The organism is Vibrio sp. RC586, from assembly GCF_000176715.1.
Classification (GTDB): domain Bacteria; phylum Pseudomonadota; class Gammaproteobacteria; order Enterobacterales; family Vibrionaceae; genus Vibrio.
Map to the genome: position 1 here is coordinate 419,021 of NZ_ADBD01000007.1, position 18,662 is coordinate 437,682.

At 47.1% G+C, this 18,662-nt stretch carries 16 protein-coding genes; 12 read left to right on the forward strand and 4 right to left on the reverse strand.

Annotated features, from left to right (window positions below):
* Positions 1–31: 31 nt before the first annotated feature.
* The 3 genes from trpB (at position 32) to VOA_RS12240 (ending at position 3,601) form a co-directional block, all read left to right on the forward strand.
* Positions 32–1,222, forward strand: a complete 1,191-nt coding sequence (gene trpB / locus VOA_RS12250) for a tryptophan synthase subunit beta (protein WP_001096423.1) — start codon at positions 32–34, stop codon at positions 1,220–1,222.
* Positions 1,222–2,028, forward strand: a complete 807-nt coding sequence (gene trpA, locus VOA_RS12245) for a tryptophan synthase subunit alpha (protein WP_001083170.1) — start codon at positions 1,222–1,224, stop codon at positions 2,026–2,028. Before trpB ends, trpA begins: the two co-directional genes overlap by 1 nt.
* A 316-nt stretch (positions 2,029–2,344) precedes the next feature.
* Complete coding sequence (locus VOA_RS12240; protein WP_000453411.1) at positions 2,345–3,601, forward strand: dicarboxylate/amino acid:cation symporter; 1,257 nt, start codon at positions 2,345–2,347, stop codon at positions 3,599–3,601.
* A 100-nt stretch (positions 3,602–3,701) separates the two neighbouring features.
* Here VOA_RS12240 and VOA_RS12235 read toward each other — a convergent pair whose 3' ends face one another.
* Both VOA_RS12235 and aspS read right to left on the reverse strand, forming a co-directional pair.
* Positions 3,702–4,280, reverse strand: a complete 579-nt coding sequence (locus tag VOA_RS12235; protein WP_009355830.1) for a thymidine kinase — start codon at positions 4,278–4,280, stop codon at positions 3,702–3,704.
* A gap of 95 nt (positions 4,281–4,375) precedes the next feature.
* Positions 4,376–6,151, reverse strand: coding sequence for an aspartate--tRNA ligase (gene aspS, locus VOA_RS12230; RefSeq protein WP_001256505.1), 1,776 nt, complete (start codon positions 6,149–6,151; stop codon positions 4,376–4,378).
* 291 nt (positions 6,152–6,442) lie between these two features.
* On the opposite strand from aspS, the gene VOA_RS12225 reads away from it, so the two are divergent.
* The 6 genes from VOA_RS12225 (at position 6,443) to VOA_RS12200 (ending at position 12,640) form a co-directional block, all read left to right on the forward strand.
* Positions 6,443–7,312: a DUF72 domain-containing protein gene (locus VOA_RS12225; protein WP_000127290.1), complete on the forward strand. Its 870-nt coding sequence runs from the start codon at positions 6,443–6,445 to the stop codon at positions 7,310–7,312.
* Between the two features lie 137 nt (positions 7,313–7,449).
* Positions 7,450–8,178 carry a carboxy-S-adenosyl-L-methionine synthase CmoA gene (gene cmoA, locus VOA_RS12220; RefSeq protein ID WP_001068376.1) on the forward strand — a complete coding sequence of 243 codons (729 nt, stop codon included), beginning with the start codon at positions 7,450–7,452 and terminating at the stop codon, positions 8,176–8,178.
* Between the two features lie 130 nt (positions 8,179–8,308).
* Positions 8,309–9,280, forward strand: coding sequence for a tRNA 5-methoxyuridine(34)/uridine 5-oxyacetic acid(34) synthase CmoB (gene cmoB / locus VOA_RS12215; RefSeq protein WP_000481528.1), 972 nt, complete (start codon positions 8,309–8,311; stop codon positions 9,278–9,280).
* Between the two features lie 119 nt (positions 9,281–9,399).
* On the forward strand, positions 9,400–10,137 hold the full coding sequence (locus VOA_RS12210; RefSeq protein ID WP_000476333.1) for an ATP-dependent zinc protease family protein: 738 nt from the start codon (positions 9,400–9,402) through the stop codon (positions 10,135–10,137).
* Between the two features lie 8 nt (positions 10,138–10,145).
* Entirely contained in the window at positions 10,146–11,654 is a 1,509-nt protein-coding gene (locus VOA_RS12205; RefSeq protein ID WP_000202055.1) for an inactive transglutaminase family protein, read from the forward strand.
* Positions 11,654–12,640 carry an alpha-L-glutamate ligase-like protein gene (locus tag VOA_RS12200; RefSeq protein WP_000264324.1) on the forward strand — a complete coding sequence of 329 codons (987 nt, stop codon included), beginning with the start codon at positions 11,654–11,656 and terminating at the stop codon, positions 12,638–12,640. The genes VOA_RS12205 and VOA_RS12200 overlap by 1 nt, the downstream gene beginning before the upstream one ends.
* A 90-nt stretch (positions 12,641–12,730) precedes the next feature.
* On the opposite strand, the gene serC is transcribed toward VOA_RS12200, so the two are convergent.
* Positions 12,731–13,825 (reverse strand): 3-phosphoserine/phosphohydroxythreonine transaminase, encoded by a 1,095-nt coding sequence (gene serC, locus VOA_RS12195; RefSeq protein ID WP_000400872.1) that lies wholly within the window; start codon positions 13,823–13,825, stop codon positions 12,731–12,733.
* 121 nt (positions 13,826–13,946) lie between these two features.
* Positions 13,947–15,212, reverse strand: coding sequence for a DUF945 family protein (locus VOA_RS12190; protein WP_009355831.1), 1,266 nt, complete (start codon positions 15,210–15,212; stop codon positions 13,947–13,949).
* 222 nt (positions 15,213–15,434) lie between these two features.
* On the opposite strand from VOA_RS12190, the gene VOA_RS12185 reads away from it, so the two are divergent.
* The 3 genes from VOA_RS12185 to VOA_RS12175 all read left to right on the forward strand — a co-directional run bounded on the left by VOA_RS12185 (position 15,435) and on the right by VOA_RS12175 (position 18,623).
* Positions 15,435–17,384 (forward strand): ATP-binding protein, encoded by a 1,950-nt coding sequence (locus VOA_RS12185; protein WP_001083001.1) that lies wholly within the window; start codon positions 15,435–15,437, stop codon positions 17,382–17,384.
* Positions 17,381–17,878 carry a response regulator gene (locus tag VOA_RS12180; RefSeq protein ID WP_001046161.1) on the forward strand — a complete coding sequence of 166 codons (498 nt, stop codon included), beginning with the start codon at positions 17,381–17,383 and terminating at the stop codon, positions 17,876–17,878. Before VOA_RS12185 ends, VOA_RS12180 begins: the two co-directional genes overlap by 4 nt.
* Before the next feature lie 190 nt (positions 17,879–18,068).
* On the forward strand, positions 18,069–18,623 hold the full coding sequence (locus tag VOA_RS12175; protein ID WP_001232584.1) for a hypothetical protein: 555 nt from the start codon (positions 18,069–18,071) through the stop codon (positions 18,621–18,623).
* The last annotated feature ends 39 nt before the right edge of the window (positions 18,624–18,662 follow it).

Below are 18,662 nucleotides of genomic sequence, written 5' to 3' on the forward strand. Positions count from 1 at the left end.
ATGGCAACATGCATAAGAAAGGAATGTAAGCATGGCTAAATTAAACGCCTATTTTGGTGAATTCGGTGGGCAGTTTGTGCCACAAATTTTGGTTCCAGCGCTCGATCAACTGGAACAAGCCTTTATTGATGCCCAGCAAGATGATGCCTTCCGCGCTGAGTTTATGACTCTGCTTCAGGAGTATGCGGGCCGCCCAACGGCGCTGACGCTCACGCAAAACATCACCAAAGGCACCAAAACCAAACTCTATTTGAAGCGTGAAGATCTGCTGCACGGCGGCGCGCACAAAACCAACCAAGTTTTGGGTCAAGCCCTGCTCGCAAAACGCATGGGCAAACATGAAATCATCGCCGAGACGGGGGCTGGTCAACATGGTGTCGCAACCGCATTAGCCTGTGCGCTGCTTGGCTTAAAGTGCCGCGTGTACATGGGTGCGAAAGATGTTGAACGCCAAAGCCCGAACGTGTTCCGCATGCGCTTAATGGGTGCTACCGTGATCCCTGTTCATTCTGGTTCAGCAACTCTAAAAGATGCTTGTAACGAAGCGCTGCGCGACTGGTCTGGTAGCTACGAGACCGCGCATTATCTGCTTGGTACTGCGGCAGGCCCTCACCCATTCCCAACCATTGTGCGTGAATTCCAACGTATTATTGGCGAAGAAACCAAAAACCAAATCCTTGCTCGTGAAGGTCGTTTGCCCGATGCGGTGATCGCCTGTGTTGGCGGTGGCTCAAACGCCATCGGTATGTTTGCTGATTTCATCGAAGAAGAATCGGTACGTTTGATCGGTATTGAGCCTGCAGGAAAAGGCATTGATACCCATCAACATGGCGCACCACTTAAACACGGTAAAACCGGCATTTTCTTCGGTATGAAAGCGCCTTTGATGCAAGATGAACATGGTCAAGTGGAAGAATCTTACTCTGTCTCTGCGGGGCTGGATTTCCCATCGGTAGGGCCACAGCATGCTTACCTCAACGCCATCGGCCGCGCGGAATATGAAAGCATCACCGATGATGAAGCGCTTGATGCGTTCCAAGCACTCGCTCGCAACGAAGGCATCATCCCAGCGTTGGAGTCTTCACACGCTCTCGCGCATGCGATCAAGATGGCATATGCCGAGCCAGACAAAGAACAGCTGTTAGTGGTTAACCTTTCTGGCCGCGGTGATAAGGATATCTTCACCGTACACAAATTACTTGAAGACAAAGGAGCGTTGTAATGAACCGTTATCAAGCCCTATTTCAACGCCTGAGCGCCGCGCAGCAAGGCGCTTTCGTTCCTTTCGTGACCATTGGTGATCCAAACCCCGAGCAGTCACTTGCCATTATGCAAACCTTGATTGATGCAGGGGCGGATGCGCTTGAGCTTGGCATGCCGTTCTCTGATCCTCTGGCCGATGGCCCGACGATTCAAGGGGCGAACTTGCGTGCGTTAGCGGCCAAAACCACCCCGGATGTCTGTTTTGAGCTGATCGCGCAGATTCGTGAACGCAACCCTGACACTCCAATTGGTTTACTGATGTATGCCAACTTGGTTTACGCGCGCGGCATCGATGATTTTTATCAACGCTGCCAAAAAGCCGGTGTAGATTCGGTGCTGATTGCGGATGTGCCAACCAACGAAAGCCAGCCTTTTGTCGCAGCCGCAGAGAAGTTTGGCATTCAGCCGATCTTTATTGCGCCACCAACGGCCAGTGATGAAACCTTACAAGCGGTTGCTCAACTAGGCCAAGGCTACACCTATCTGCTGTCACGCGCGGGGGTGACTGGGGCTGAAACCAAAGCCAATATGCCCGTGCATGCTCTACTTGAACGTCTGCAACAATTCGATGCGCCACCTGCGTTACTGGGTTTCGGTATTTCGGAACCCGCTCAGGTCAAACAAGCAATTGAAGCCGGTGCAGCCGGTGCAATTTCAGGTTCTGCAGTAGTGAAAATCATTGAAACGCATCTGGATAACCCAGCTAAACAGTTGGCTGAGTTAGCAAACTTCACTCAAACCATGAAACAAGCAACACAAATTTAACTCACTACTTCATTTGATGCGGCATTTCCATCCAGATGTGCTGCATCATTTCATTAACAATTCACACTCCCCCGAACTCATCCTTAATTTTTATTCGCCCTTCCAAACCCATCGTAAAAACAGATAGCAAACGTTTTCTTTGCATTCGAAAACGCCAAACCACTCTCGTTTTATTTTGCTATTGAGAAAACGCTCGATGTGCTTATTGCTAAATGTAAACATTCCGTGTAAAAAGCAGGAGCAAAATTTTTGCCCATTTAGTGATATGACACTAGTGGCTAACACTAGGAATTTACAATTTATTAGCACAGAGGTTATGGAAGTGTTAAAGACAAAGGGTTTACTAAACAACATCGGCGTGCAAGTGGTGATCGCCATGCTCGCGGGTACCGCAGTCGGTGCAGCAATGGGTCACGATGCGACACTATTTGCCCCACTAGGTGCAATTTTTATTAATCTGATCAAAATGCTGGTGATTCCTCTGGTGGCTGTGGCACTGATTTCTGGTGCAGCAGGTCTGGGTGATAGCCATTCTGCTGGTAAGGTCGGTGCAGTGACGTTAAGTTACTTTGCTATTACCTCTGCCGCCGCTGTAGCTCTGGCATTGATCATGGGTGAACTGTTCCAACCCGGTGTCGGTGTTGATGTTTCTGGCGTTGAGAGCATGTTCTCCGCTGAATATGCTGCGCAAGGTGAACTCCCCACTTTTTGGGCGACCATCATCGGTATGATCCCAACCAACGTTTTCCAGTCACTGAACGAAGCAAACATCCTGCAAATTTTGGTTTTCTGTCTGTTTTTAGGCATTGCGATTTCTAAGCAAGCCAAAGAAAAACGTGACCCAGTGATCAACGCGGTGAACACCATTGTTGATGCCATGGTATGGATGATCAACAAAGTGATGCTGATTGCCCCGATTGGTGTGTTTGGCTTGATGGCTGATGCCGTGGGTACATTTGGTTTCAGCGCGCTGATGGTGGTGTTTAAACTGTTCGTCGTTTACGTAGCGGCAATTGCGATTTTTGGCTTTGTGGCTTACCCAGTCATGATCCAACTGTTTAGCAAAACATCGGCGAAGAAATTCATTCAAGCGATGAAAAAGCCACAAGCGGTTGCACTATCTACCGCCTCTTCAATGGCGACACTGCCTGTCACTATGGATACGGTGAAAAACGATCTGGGTGTGCGCAACTCAACGGCTTCTTTCGTACTGCCTTTGGGCGCAACCATCAACATGTCAGGTAACGCGATCTACTACGGTCTGGTGGCGATCTTCTTTGCTCAATTGTTCAATATTGACCTGAGCATGGGCGCTTACATCGCGATCATCATTACTGCGACCTTGGGTGCGGTTGGTCAAGCAGGTGTACCAGGACCTTCATTCCTTGTGGTGGCGGTTTTGCTCTCTGCCGGAATTCCAATTGAAGGTCTGCCACTGCTGTTTGCACTGGATCGTATCTTCGACATGATTCGTACTGCGCTGAACATTACCGGTGATGCCGCTTGTGCGGTGATTGTGGATTCGATGATCACAGAAGAAGCGGCAACTGAGCTAGAAAAACGTGAAGCCTAATCGCTAATCATGATTATTCATAAAAAAGCCAGACATTATCCGTCTGGCTTTTACTTTACTCAGTCACGGGCAATATATGCCAGCTGAGAGATGAATCAACTTAACGACCCAACGCCTCTTTATAGTGCTGGCGGCATACCGAAACATACTTATCGTTACCACCAATCGCGACCTGATCGCCTTCGCAAATTGCTTTGCCATGCTCATCAGTACGGATCACCATATTGGCTTTGCGTCCACAATGGCAAATGGTTTTCAGCTCAATCAGTTTATCTGCCCATGAGAGTAGATATTTACTGCCTTCAAACAGCTCACCGAGGAAATCTGTACGCAAGCCATAACACAGTACAGGGATATCCAGTTTATCCACCACTTCGGTCAGTTGGTAAACCTGCTCTTTAGAGAGAAACTGGCACTCATCCATCAAAATACAGTGGCGAGGTTCAGCCTCATGCAAGTTTGCGATCACTTGAAACAGATTGGTATCGGCGTGGAAAAGGTGCGCTTCGGCCTCCAGCCCAATCCGAGAACTCACTTTACCGACACCAAAACGATCATCGATCGCCGCGGTAAAAATCAGTGGGTTCATGCCGCGTTCTTGGTAGTTAAACGCCGATTGCAATAAGGTGGTCGATTTACCCGCATTCATTGCCGAGTAATAAAAGTACATCTGAGCCAAAGAAGAAATCCTGTCTGTATCATTTTACTGTCTGCGCTACCCTGCAGCGCAGGTGAAAAAAAGGGTGGCTTATGCCACCCTTCGCAAGGCGTTGATTACGCTTTATCTTTCGTCGCGAGCTTGACCGCAATCGCCAACTCTTCGAGAGCGGCTGGGTTCGCTAAACTTGGCGCATCGGTCATTAGACACGCCGCTGCGGTGGTTTTCGGGAAGGCGATAACATCACGGATGTTTTCCGTGCCGCACAGCAGCATCACCAGACGATCCAAACCAAATGCCAGACCAGCGTGTGGTGGCGTACCAAACTTCAGCGCATCAAGCAGGAAGCCAAACTTGAGACGTTGTTCTTCTGGCGTGATGCCCAGAATATCGAATACGGCAGATTGCATTTCCGCGTTATGGATACGTACTGAACCACCACCGACTTCGTAGCCGTTCAACACCATATCGTAAGCGTTTGACAACGCTTCTTCTGGATTCGCTTTCAACTGCTCAGGTGTCAGGTTCAGCGGTGAAGTGAATGGGTGGTGCATTGCCGCCACGTTACCTTCGTCATCACCTTCGAACATTGGGAAATCAACTACCCACAGTGGCGCCCACGCGGATTCGTTGGTGATACCTAACTCTTTACCCGCTTTCAGACGCAGTGCGCCCAGCGCTTCAGCCACGACTTTGGCAGAATCTGCACCGAACAGAATGATATCGCCAGTTTGCACTTGAGTACGCTCGATGATGGCTTGGATAATCTCTTCAGTCAGGAATTTCGCCACTGGAGATTGGATACCTTCCATGCCCGCCGCCAAATCATTCACTTTCAGCCACGCCAAGCCTTTCGCACCGTAGATAGCAACAAATGCAGTGTACTCATCAATTTGTTTACGGGTCAGTGCTGCGCCACCAGGGATGCGCAGTGCAGCAACACGGCCTTTTGGATCATTCGCTGGACCAGAGAAGACTTTGAAATCCACGTCTTTCAGCAGATCCGCCACATCCACCAACTCCATTGGGTTACGTAGGTCAGGTTTGTCTGAGCCGAAACGACGCATCGCTTCGCTGTATGGCATGATTGGGAAATCGCCCAGATCAACATTCAGCAGTTCAAGCCACATTTCACGAATCATCTTCTCCGTCACGGCACGCACTTGTTCTGCGGTCATGAAAGAGGTTTCAATATCGATCTGAGTGAATTCTGGTTGACGGTCAGCGCGCAAATCTTCGTCACGGAAACATTTTACGATTTGGTAGTAACGGTCAAAACCTGACATCATCAGTAGCTGTTTAAACAGCTGTGGTGATTGTGGCAGAGCGTAGAAGCTGCCTTTGTGTACACGGCTTGGTACTAGGTAGTCACGCGCACCTTCTGGTGTCGCTTTGGTCAACACTGGGGTTTCGATATCAAGGAAACCGTGTGTATCCAAGAAACGGCGTACAAAGCTTGAGGCTTTCGCACGCAGCTTGATGCGGTCACTCATCTCTGGGCGACGCAGATCCAAGTAACGGTACTTGAGGCGTTGCTCTTCTGAGTTCTTTTGGTTGAAATCGAGCGGCAGAACATCTGAACGGTTAATGATCTCAAGGCTACGTGCCAACAGTTCTACTTCACCGGTTGCCATCTCTTTATTGACTTGGCTTTCTGGACGCGCACGCACTTCACCGGTCAATTTGATACAGAATTCGCTACGCAGTTGGTTAGCCACGGCGAATACATCCGCCATATCCGGATCCACTACTACCTGAACAATACCTTCACGATCTCGCATATCAATGAAGATCAGACCGCCTAAATCACGACGGCGATTAACCCAGCCGCACAGCTCTACAGTTTGTCCTACCAAGGACTTGTTCAGGTGACCACAATAATGGCTACGCATAGTGAATTTCCCAATCTCAATTAGTCATCAAATTTAACGCTGAAAGGTCGTGGTGTGCTTAGCAGACTGCCATTTCAGCAAAGTTCCATTTATACGCCGAAAGGGATTTAAGATCGACCTTCCACGTACAATTTGTTGTCTTTTCTTACCCCTTGCTGCTTTTTAACGCAATAATCCCGCTAACAGAAGATTAAAGGCTAACCAGAAGGGAAAAATAGGCGCTGATTATAGCGCTAAAATCCCGTATTCTTCAAAAACTCTCGTGATGATGATTTAAGGAGCCTGACCAGAGTGACTGCCTCTCTTCCCCTGCGCCTAGGTTTAACGCTGTGGTCTCATCCTGCATGGCAGAGTGAATTTTATGGCAGCGGCACGCAAGCCTCTGAACGCCTTGCCAAATACGCCAGCGTTTTTCACACGGTTGAAGGCAATACTACTTTTTATGCATCACCTTCGCCCAGTACCGTACTCAACTGGCGCGCCGCGACTCACGATGACTTTCGCTTTACCTTTAAGCTGCCGAAAAGCATTACACACCAGCATTTACTGCGCGACTGCAAAGAAGAGCTGCTGAGCTTTTTGCGTTTAATGCAGCCCTTGCACGACCGAATTGGCATGTGGACTATTCAACTGCCCGCCGCGTTTAGCCCTGAGCACCTAGCTCAACTGCAAAACTTTTGTCAATGGTTCCCAGCGGATTTTCCACTGGGTGTGGAGGTGCGTCATCTGGCCTTTTTTGGCAAAGGAGAAGCGGAAAAAGCGCTCAACCAATGGCTAATTAAGCAAAACATTGACCGCATCATTATGGACAGTCGCCCCGTATTTTCAGCGCTGCCGAATACCGAAGCGGTGATTGACGCGCAACAGAAAAAACCCAAAGTGCCGGTTCATGCGATTGCCACCGCAGAACATCCGATGATCCGTTTTATCGGCCATCCTGAACGGGACGCTAACTTACCCTTCTTCCGTGCGTGGCAACACAAACTGCCTGAGTGGATTGCACAAGGTAAGCAGCCTTATCTGATGATTCATACGCCAGATAATGATTTAGCACCTCAGCTCGCGGTACAACTTTACCAACAATTACAAAAGGCTATCGTACTGCCTGACTTAACTCATTTTCCTGCGATGCCAGAACAGCCACAACTGAGCATGTTTTGAACTCACGTGCCGGCACAGCTGATTTACCCTAAAGGTGATGTGTTTAATGACAGACGCTGTGATTTTTCATAAAATACGCGCCTTTTATTGCGCCTGTTCATCGGGATCAGGTACAAGACGCTGCCATGAGGTCTGCTATGAACCCAAAAGATACTCTCTTTTCCGCACCCATCGATAAAATCGGTGATTTCACCTTTGACGAGCGTGTGGCTGAAGTCTTTCCTGACATGATCCAACGTTCGGTGCCGGGTTACAGCAACATCATCTCCGCGATTGGCATGCTGGCTGAGCGCTTTGTTAAACCTCATTCACAGATTTACGATTTAGGCTGCTCACTAGGGGCTGCAACTCTTTCTATGCGCCGCCATATCAAACAAGAAGGCTGCCAAATCATTGCGGTCGATAACTCGGCAGCCATGGTTGAACGTTGCAAGCTGCACATCAACGCTTATCGCTCTGACACGCCAGTGCAGGTGATCGAAGCCGATATTCGCGACATCAAAATTGAAAACGCCTCGGTGGTGGTACTTAACTTTACTTTGCAGTTTCTCGCACCCGATGACCGCTACGCATTACTAGAGAGAATCTACGCCGGATTACGCCCGGGTGGCATTTTGATTTTGTCGGAGAAATTTGTGTTTTCGGATCAAGAAGCACACGAGCTGTTGATTGATTTGCACCACGATTTTAAACGCGCCAACGGTTACAGCGAATTGGAAATTAGCCAAAAACGCAGCGCGATTGAAAATGTGATGCGCCCTGACTCAATCCAAGATCATAAAGAGCGCTTTGCTAAGCTAGGATTTTCTAGTTTTGAAGTCTGGTTCCAGTGCTTTAATTTTGGCTCAATGTTTGCGATTAAATAACCAGTTCGCTATTCAATCACTCATTTTATTCGTGGCTTGCCTACGAAATGGTTTTTCATGCTGAGAGACTCTCTGCGCCAGCATGAACCGGAAACAACTTACAGAGAGTATAGTTTAGGTATTTAGCCCCATGTTCAACTTCGCCAACGTTTACCAACAGATCGCCCAACATCCCCAGCTACAACTATGGCTCAACACCCTGCCCCAGCAATTGACGGATTGGCAAGCTAAGCAGCACGGTGATCTCGATCGCTGGATGCGCAATCTCAAGAAAATTCCGGTCGGTCAGCCGGAGGTGATTGATCTGAAAAATGCGGTAGCGGCACACAATCATGAGCCACTCGCACAAGGTGAACAGAAGAAGCTAGAAGCGGTGCTCAAAACCTTTCACCCTTGGCGTAAAGGTCCTTACCATCTACACGGCATTCATATTGATACAGAGTGGCGCTCAGATTGGAAATGGGATCGTTTACTGCCACACATCTCACCACTCAAAAACCGTTTGGTGCTCGATGTAGGTTGCGGCAACGGCTATCACATGTGGCGTATGTTGGGTGAAGGCGCGCAGCAAGTGTTTGGCATCGACCCTTCCGAGCTGTTTCTGATCCAGTTTGAAGCGGTGCGTAAACTGCTGGGTGATGACCAACGCATCCACTTGTTACCCCTTGGTATTGAACAGATGCCGGAGTTAAACGCGTTTGATACCGTGTTCAGCATGGGCGTGCTTTACCACCGTCGCTCACCACTCGATCACCTGCTACAACTGAAAAATCAGTTAACCTCAGGCGGTGAGCTAATTCTTGAAACCTTGGTGGTAGAAGGTGATGAGAATACTGTCTTGGTACCCTTTGATCGTTACGCCCAAATGCGTAATGTCTACTTCTTCCCTTCCGCTTTAGCACTCAAAGTGTGGTTGGAAAAAACCGGCTTTGTCGATGTGCGTATTGTCGATGAAAACACCACAACGTTAGGCGAGCAACGAACCACCGAATGGATGACGCATAATTCACTGCCCGATTACGTTGACCCACAAGACCCAAGCAAGACGGTTGAAGGTTATCCGGCACCACGTCGCGCCATTCTAATTGCCAAAAAACCATAATTGACACAGTTTTAACTCGCTAATTGGGGTATAACGTTACCCTTGGCAAAGGATGTTTAGCGCATCCTTTGCTATAACATCTCTATACATTCACTCATTAGAAAATAATAAGGTCGCAAATGTTTAAGCGAATTGCACCCTTGGCCGCATTGAGTTTGCTTTCTGGCTGTGCACTTACCAATGGCGATGAATACCACCAAGCGACGCTCGCCGCGATTCAAAGCTCTGAAACCAACATGACCCAAAAAATGACTAACTTAGAATCACAAATGGGTCAGCAAAATAATTATATTGAAAGCCTTGAGCAGCAGATTGTTGAACTCAAAACTCAAGTCAGCCAAATTAAATTGCCGCCACCTCCAGTGCAAAAACGTGCACAATCCACCAAACCTTCTAATGAACAAAACAGCGTTCCGACCAAACCACGCCATGATGTCGTGCTCGGCGAAATCGAGAGTGTCACCATTGATGCGATCAAACAAACCTTTGATGCCCGAGTTGACACAGGTGCTGCAACTTCATCGCTCAATGCCGTGGATATTGAAGAGTTTGAACGTAATGGCAAAAACTGGGTGCGTTTCCACCTTGCCGATGAGAAGAATCCCAAAACCGAAAACAACTGGATTGAAGCGCCTGTGGTACGTTATGTTCGCATTCGTCAGTCCACCAACGAAAACACTGAGCGCCGAGCCGTAGTTGAACTTTGGGTAAAATTAGGATCGATCCACGAAAAAGCCCAATTTACTCTTGCGGACCGCTCGCAAATGAGCCATCCGGTTTTACTTGGCCGTGAGTTTATCCGTGACATCGCTTTGGTTGATGTCAGCCGAAAGTACATTCAGACTGAACAAAAATAGGCGAGATAATGACTTCTAAAATCCCTTTTTATATTTCTGTCTTCCTGCTATTTGCGACCGGCATTACACTCAGTGTGTTGCGTCACCAAGATTATGGTGTACCTTGGACACCCAGTGAAACACGCCAAGTGTGGGATGTTGAAGCCAGAATTGAATTTAACGCCCAAGGCAAAGAAGCCAAAGTTTCCCTTGCCGCACCACTCACTCAAGAAGGCTATACCCTAATTAGCGAAACCGCGTCATCACCGGGTTATGGCATCTCTTACCTCAACACTGATTCTGGCCGTCGTATTGAGTGGTCAGTTCGCCAAGCCAGTGGCCCACAGACCATCTATTACAAAGCACAGTTTTTGGTTGACCCTCAGGCTAAAGCCGTTCAACTTCCACCCACACAAGAGATCGCTAAACCCACATTTGACGGTCCAGAAGAATCCGCAGCCATCGCCTTGATAGACAGTGCATCTCAACGTTCTGCCGATCACGTCACTTTTACTCGTGAACTGATTAAAGCGCTCAACGATTCAGAAAGCCAAAATGCTTCATTGCTACTCAATAAAATGAGCAAAGTAGAAGCCACTCAAAAACTGCTCTCATACGCACAAGTACCCAACAAAGTCGTTGGTGTGATTCAGCTTGAAGATGGCCGCCGTCGCCAGTCGATCCAGCACATGAATGAAGTGTGGAATGGCAAGGCGTGGATTTTGTTTAATCCTGAAACGGGCACTCAACCAACACATCCAAATCTTTTGGTTTGGGATGAGTCGAACATCTCCTTACTCGATGTTGTGGGTGGACAAAACAGCCAAGTCATGTTCAGTATGATTTCGCAAAAAGTGACACCTCAGCAAGCCACCGACAGCAAAGTCGAGGCAGACGGTTTACTGAATTTATCGATCCACAGCTTGCCACTCGAAGAGCAGGCAATGTTTAAGACCATCATGCTGATCCCAATTGGAGCGCTGATCGTAGTCTTTTTGCGTGTCATCATTGGCCTGAAAACCTCTGGTACTTTCATGCCGGTTTTGATCGCCGTAGCCTTTGTTCAAACTCAGCTCACCACCGGTATCATCGGTTTTCTACTGATTGTCGGTACAGGTCTAGTGATCCGTAGTTATCTATCCAAACTCAACTTATTATTGGTCGCGCGGATCTCCGCCGTCATCATCACGGTCATTTTGATTATCTCGGTCTTTACCGTAGTGGCGTTCAAAGTCGGTTTAACTGAAGGTTTAACCATCACTTTCTTCCCTATGATTATCTTGTCTTGGACGATTGAGCGGATGTCTATTCTGTGGGAAGAAGAAGGTGCCAAAGAAGTAGTGTTGCAAGGTGGTGGCTCGCTGTTTACTGCGATTCTTATCTACCTCGCGATGACAAACTCCTATGTACAGCATCTCACCTTTAACTTTATTGGGTTACAGCTAGTTGTATTAGCGGTTATCTTGTTACTCGGTACTTATACGGGATATCGAATTTCTGAACTGCGTCGCTTCAAACCATTGGTGGAGGAGAAGTAATGTGGTTCTCGTTTTCGCTTTCTGATTACACTTCGCCGTTTAAGCTGCGCCATAAAGGCATTATGGGGATGAATAAGCGCAATCATGCTTATATCGGACGCTATAACGATCGCTCCAAATACCCTTTGGTGGATGATAAGCTCAAAACCAAGCTCATCGCCCAGCGTGCTGGGTGTACGGTGCCTAAACTGATTGGCGTGATCAGCAATCAAGGTGATGTAAAAAGCATTCACAACATGGTGAAAGAGTGGCCGGGCTTTGTAATCAAACCCGCGCGAGGCAGTGGTGGTAAAGGCATTTTGGTCGTCACCGCTCATAAGGATGGGGTGTATACTAAACCTTCTGGCTCAACCATGAATAAAGAGGATGTGGAACGCCACATCAGTAACGCGTTAGCCGGACTCTTCTCTCTTGGCGGAAAAAATGATGTAGCTGTCGTTGAAAACCTAATCAAGTTTGATGACTGCTTTGATGGCTTTAGCTACGAAGGCGTACCCGATGTGCGCATCATTGTGTTTAAAGGCTACCCAGTCATGGCGATGATGCGCCTCTCTACTTCAGCCTCCGATGGCAAAGCAAACTTGCACCAAGGTGCAGTGGGCGTGGGCATTGATATTGCCACCGGTAAAGCAGTACGTGCCGTGCAATTTAATAAACCAGTAACGCATCATCCTGATACAGGAAAAGATCTTTCAACCTTAGTCGTTCCACACTGGGAGAGGTTGCTCACATTAGCCGCTAGCGCATGGGAAATGACAGGGTTGGGCTACCTTGGCACCGACATGGTTCTAGATAAAGAAGAAGGTCCAATGGTGTTAGAGCTCAATGCTCGCCCAGGTCTTGCCATTCAAATTGCCAACGGTGCTGGGCTGCTACCACGCTTACAACATATTGAAAGTCTCGGTGCGGCATTAATTTACCCCACCCCAGCCGAACGAGTAGCGTATTCCGTACGCAAATTTGGCGTACAGGCCACTACCGTTTAGAAACTCTACTTTATGCTGAGTCGAGCATGACAAAAGGCTTCCCAAGGGAAGCCTTTTTCGTTAGCAATGAAAGCATCACTTACAGATGAATTACGCGTATTGCGCTTCAAATTCTTTCATAAAATCGACGAGTGCTTGTACACCTTCCAACGGCATCGCGTTATAGATAGAAGCACGCATCCCTCCAACAACACGATGACCTTTCAGTGAAACTAAACCACGCGCTTCCGCCAATTCTAAGAAGGTATCATCCAATTCAGGTTTTGCTAATTGAAATGGCACATTCATCAGTGAACGGTTGTCTGGATGGATTTCGTTCCGATAGAAATCGGAGGCATCAATGTAACCATAAAGCAGCGCTGCTTTAGCACGGTTCACTTCCTCAATCGCTTTCACGCCACCTTGTTGTTTCAACCATCTAAATACTAGGCCTGACAGATACCAAGCAAAAGTGGGTGGCGTGTTAAACATTGAGTCTTGCTCGGCAAGAATCTTGTAGTTCAATACCCCTGGTAGCAAATCACTGGCTAAATCGAGCAGATCATCGCGGACGATGGCGATACAAATCCCCGCTGGTCCAATATTCTTCTGCGCGCCGGCGTAAATTACGCCGTATTTCGATACATCGATTTCACGAGACAAGATGGTGGAAGACATATCGGCAACGATAGGCTTATCTGTCACGGGTAGATCGTTGATCTCGATACCATCGATAGTTTCATTGGGACAAAAATGCACAAAAGCCGCCTGATCGGCGATACGCCACTCACTGGCTGGCAGCACCGCAATTTTGCCTTCTTTTTTGATTTTGGCATCGAAAACATCAACAGTGCAGTATTTCTTCGCTTCTTTCACTGCACTCATTGCCCAGTAACCCGCATCAATGTACGTTGCCGTGTCTGCATCACCTAACAAGTTAAGAGGTACCGCAGCAAACTGTGCACGCGCTCCGCCTTGGCAAAACAGCACTTTATAATTGGATGGGATATTCAGCAGATCACGCAGATCACGCTCTGCTTCATCGGCAACTTGGATAAACGGCTTACTACGATGGCTAATTTCCATCACCGAAGTGCCAAGGTGATTCCAGTTTACAAACTCAGCTTGTGCTTGCAGCATGACGGGCTTAGGCAATGCCGCTGGGCCCGCACTAAAGTTATAAACCGTATCGGTGTTGTGCTCCATGTGTTCTTTGCTCCTGCTAACGAAAAGTGTTGTGATTAATACCACTTTTTTCATCAGATAAAAAGCGAGAAAAGAGGCCTTTCGGCCTCTTTTCCTGAGCAAATATCAACAAAATAATTTTTTAACCTTGCGACATCATCAAAGGCATTAACAACATGACTAAAGGCATGGTCTTTCCGCTTGAAAACACCAGATTACCTTCTTTAATTTCAGCATCTAAGGTGTAACCTTTATCATCCTGTTTCATCATTTCCATCATCATCAACTGATCGATGCCTTCTTGAATAAATGGGAAAGCTTCAACCAACTGGTGAGAAATAAAGGTTTTGGTTTGTCCAGTCAACGCAGGTACTACCGCCATAGGATCTTGCAGAACATTTTGTGTGCCTTCCGGAACAGAAAGACGCAAGTTCGATGCAAAATCACCACCGGAAATGTTCGCCGCAAACTTATCAATCGAAATAAAGAAACCTTTATTAAACAGCGTTTCTACCTGCGGTAAAATCTGCTCAACCTCTTGATCCGTCATTTCTGCTGAGCCTTGATAGAGCTTTGAAAGCGCGGTAGTCGCCGCAGTATCGAGATCACCTAGCGTGAAATCAAGCGCAAAATCTTTAAACTCGCCTTCGCTGTACTTCGCATTGGCAACTTTCATTTGATGCGCCGTAGTAAAGCGTGTCTGAGTACCATCCAACGCAGAGGTAAAATGATAAGTAAAACCATCCACATCAAATTCAGTTTGCCCAGCTTGGTTAACGCTCAGTTTATCGAGTTTGAAACTCTGCGAACCTAGCCACAAACCCTCACTCTCTTTACCTTGGCCATCACCAGAAATCTGACTAAGTACCATTTGTGCTTGATTTTCAAAATCTAAAATCATTTTTGGCATGTTGAGCTGGAATGTCACTTCACCTAAGGTGGTGACCGAACCCACCATTTGCGCAGGTTCAACAGTAACCGTTACCGGCTCTTCACCTTGGAACACATAGTTCCACTGATCCAGCTTCACTGTGTAATCGGTATTGCCATTAAGGTGCGTATTGGACAATATTTGCAGTGGGAATTGCGGAAATTGAGGCAAGGTAGACACAGCCGACACACCCATTAAGCCGTGAGTCAATTTACTGTCGACCAAAATTTCGGTTGGGATCCCTTCTGCTTCTAACTGCGCAACAATCGCAGGATCAGTTATGCGGTAACGCGTCTGCATTTGTGACGACAGATAACCGCGTTGATAATTCACTAGCTCCGCTTTGGTTGAGGCGCTTTCAAAATTGGCTAGGCCATCCTTAATGGCTGATTCGCCGATTTGCCCAACCGCAAGCGGCCAGCATAACCCTAGCGCAACAGCCCCACCCACTGCACCGATCATTTTTATTGATTTCATAGTTAAACGTTTCCTTGGGATTGAGTTTGCTTAGTTTAGGTGACGAAAGTCGTACAAGATACAAATAATTGTCAATCTTTGCGCAAACAACGGGAAAAGTATGAATTAAATCAGAGTATTGAACTGCAACACTGTCGATTAGAAATTCTCCAACTCGGCTCCCACTTCATAAGCCTCATCCCTGCTACAGTAACAGCTTGAAAAATGGAGAGAGAATAGGTTGTGAATCGGTACGCCCTGCTCATTTTAGACAACAATCCGGTCAGTATTGAACAATGGCACCAAGAGTTGGTTAGCTTGGCCAACAAGTTCGATGTTTGCAGTGCGCAATCCATCACTGAAGCTCAACAATGGCTTGAGTTTCTTGAACAACATGAACAGATCGCAGCCTTAGTTATAGCCAGTCACCATGAAGCACTCAATGGCGCTGAATTTTTGATCCGCTTGGATAAGATTTCTCACACCAAACATGCGAGAAAAGTTTTAGTCAGCTGTGGGCAAGATATTCAAGCCATTCTCAACGCGGTTAACGAAGGGCGATTAGACTATTGCCTCACCAATCCATTACAAGACAATGTGTTACGTAAAACAGCAGTCCAAGAATTAACCTCTTTTGTACTCGAACACGACAAGGATAACATCCTCACCTACAGCACAGTACTCGACCAACAACGCCTACTGCGTGCGCATATCGATAATAAAATGCGTAGTTATCGTGAGGGGTTCATCACAGATTATCATCGTTTATCCGACAGTGAACTAGCTGAAAAAGTTATCGGCGCGCTGTACCAGTTTTTTGATGAAAAAGATGAAACGCAAGCCTGCCGAACTTATTCAGCGCAACACATACTGACTCAGGAAGGGGAACCAAACCGCTTTTTATGGTTTATCACCGAAGGTGAAGTTGCACTGTATAAAAATGACGACCTCGGTCAGCAACGTGAAGTCGTGCGCCATAAAAAAGGTAATATTGTGGGTGGCATGTCTTTTGTCACTGGCGAACCCTCCTTCTCTACCGCAATTACCTTAACGCAAACCGAAGTGATCAAACTCGATCGTGATGTGTTCGCCAAAGTCATGCACAACGATACCAGTTTATTGCCACTCTTTACTAACTTACTGCTGCGCCATTTTAATCGACGCTTACAACGCAGCATCACCACCAAACTGGAACTGCAAAAAACCCTCGACTCACTCGAATCCGCTCATCAGCAGTTAGTGGAGCGTGAAAAAATGGCGATGTTAGGCCAACTTGTAGCCGGTGTAGCCCATGAACTCAACAACCCTGTCGCCGCCATATTACGTGGAACCGAAACTCTCTCTAGTCATATAGGCCATTTAATTGAAGGGGGGGAACGAGCCCAAACTGAACTATTAGGTGCACAACTTCTCAATAAAGCAATGCAAGCCAAACCCGTATCCACTTCCGAAGAACGCAGTAAAGCTAAGCAGTTGGAAGCCCTCATTCACCACCGTTTAATTGCCAAGAAAATGGTGAAGTTGGGGCTCGATGAAGATGAAACCATGATCCAACTGGCTAAAAGTCGCCCTGAAAGCGCACAGAAGCAGCTCGAACAACTGGAAAGTTATCATCTCACTGGCAGCACTTTACGCTCCATCCAAGTCTGTGCACAACGTATTGCTGATATGGTGAAAAGCCTAAAAGGCTATGCCAGACCCGATGATGAAACCTATCGACTCACTGATATTCACGAAGGCATAGAAGATACTCTCGTCATATTTGAAAATCGGCTCAAAAGACACAGCGTAGAAAAAGAATACGCTCAGTTACCGTTGATTTACTGTTTACCCATCGCATTACAGCAGGTCTGGACTAATCTGATTTCCAATGCGATAGATGCATTTCCAGAACACGGCGTGTTGCAAATTCAAACTGAACTACAGCGCCATCAAGAGACTGATTATGCCGTGATTCGCTTCACCGATAACGGCTGTGGGATCCCAGAAAAACTTAAAGAGCAAATCTTCGCCCTCAACTACACCACCAAACGTGAAGGCAATTTTGGTCTCGGGATTGGTCTATCGGTATGTCAACAAATAATCCTACAACATCAGGGGTGGATAGACGTCGACTCCCAACCTAACCTCTACACCACCATGACGGTGTGGCTTCCCTCAGTCGCACCCACTTTGGCAAGGAGTAAGCCATGAATAAATATCTGATTTTATGTGTGGATGATGAACGAGAAGTGCTCGACAGTGTAGTGCAAGATCTCGATTGCTTTGAAGAGCATTTTATTATTGAAGCAGCCGAATCAGTTGCGGAAGCGAAATCTGTAATTGATGACTATAGGCAAGATGAAAACCCACTTGCGCTCATCCTATGTGATCACATCATGCCAGAGCAGACCGGAATCCAATTTCTGATCGAACTGAATCAAGAAGCTGACACAGCTAAAACTCGCAAAATGTTACTCACTGGCCAAGCTGGACTCGAAGATACCGTTCAAGCGGTAAACCATGCGAGCTTACACTTTTACATTGCTAAGCCATGGCATGGCGAACAGCTGCGCCAAGCGGTCAAAGAGCAACTGACTCAATACGTGATTGAAAATGAAGATGATTTAATGCCTTGGATCCAAGTGTTGGATGCAGAAAAAATTCTGAATGCGATCTCAGCCAAAAGAATAAGCTTTGGCGAATAGCAATCTGGCACTTAACTTGCTTAAATTTCATCTGAACGACAAAACTCTGACATTTTTTGATAGTAGCTTGATACATCAATGCCTTATGATGTCAAACCATGCATCCGGAGTCGATTTTATGGCTTCAGTCGCTGCAAATATGCGGGCAGTGGCCTTGGAATTAATCAGAAGATATAGGTTTATCTAAATTATGCGTAAAACAATCATTGCAACTGCACTACTTCTTACCGCTGGCTCAGCATTCGCTGTTGATGGTAATAATAATGATAGCCGTACCGTAATGAGCAACTTTAGCTATGACTACGTAGAAGCGCGCATCGGCGCTAGCCCGGTTACTTTTGGTGCTGCGATGAGCCGTTCTGTGCATCCTAATGCTCATGCTATTGCTCGTATCGACTCAGAATTTGAAGGCGACTACGATGTCGCGGCTGGATTTGGCTTTCATGCTCCAGTCAACAATTGGGCGGACGTGACTGGTGAAATGCTATTTCGCTTAGTCAATGACCGTAGTCGTTCTAGCGCAGATACTGGCATGGAACTGAATGTCGGCATTCGCCAATGGTTAGGTCCACAGTTAGAAGTGGGCGGCAAAGCGGGTTATGTTTCTATCGATAACAACGATGACTGGCTAGGTTCCGTGTATGCGCGTTTCCACTCTACTGAGCTGTTCTCTCTTGGCGCAGAAGCACGCTTCAATGACTTTTATAACGACCAGCTGATGTTTACTGCTCGTTTTAATTTCTAGCTTTGACTTGAAGCAACAACACAAACAAATAAGCCGGGA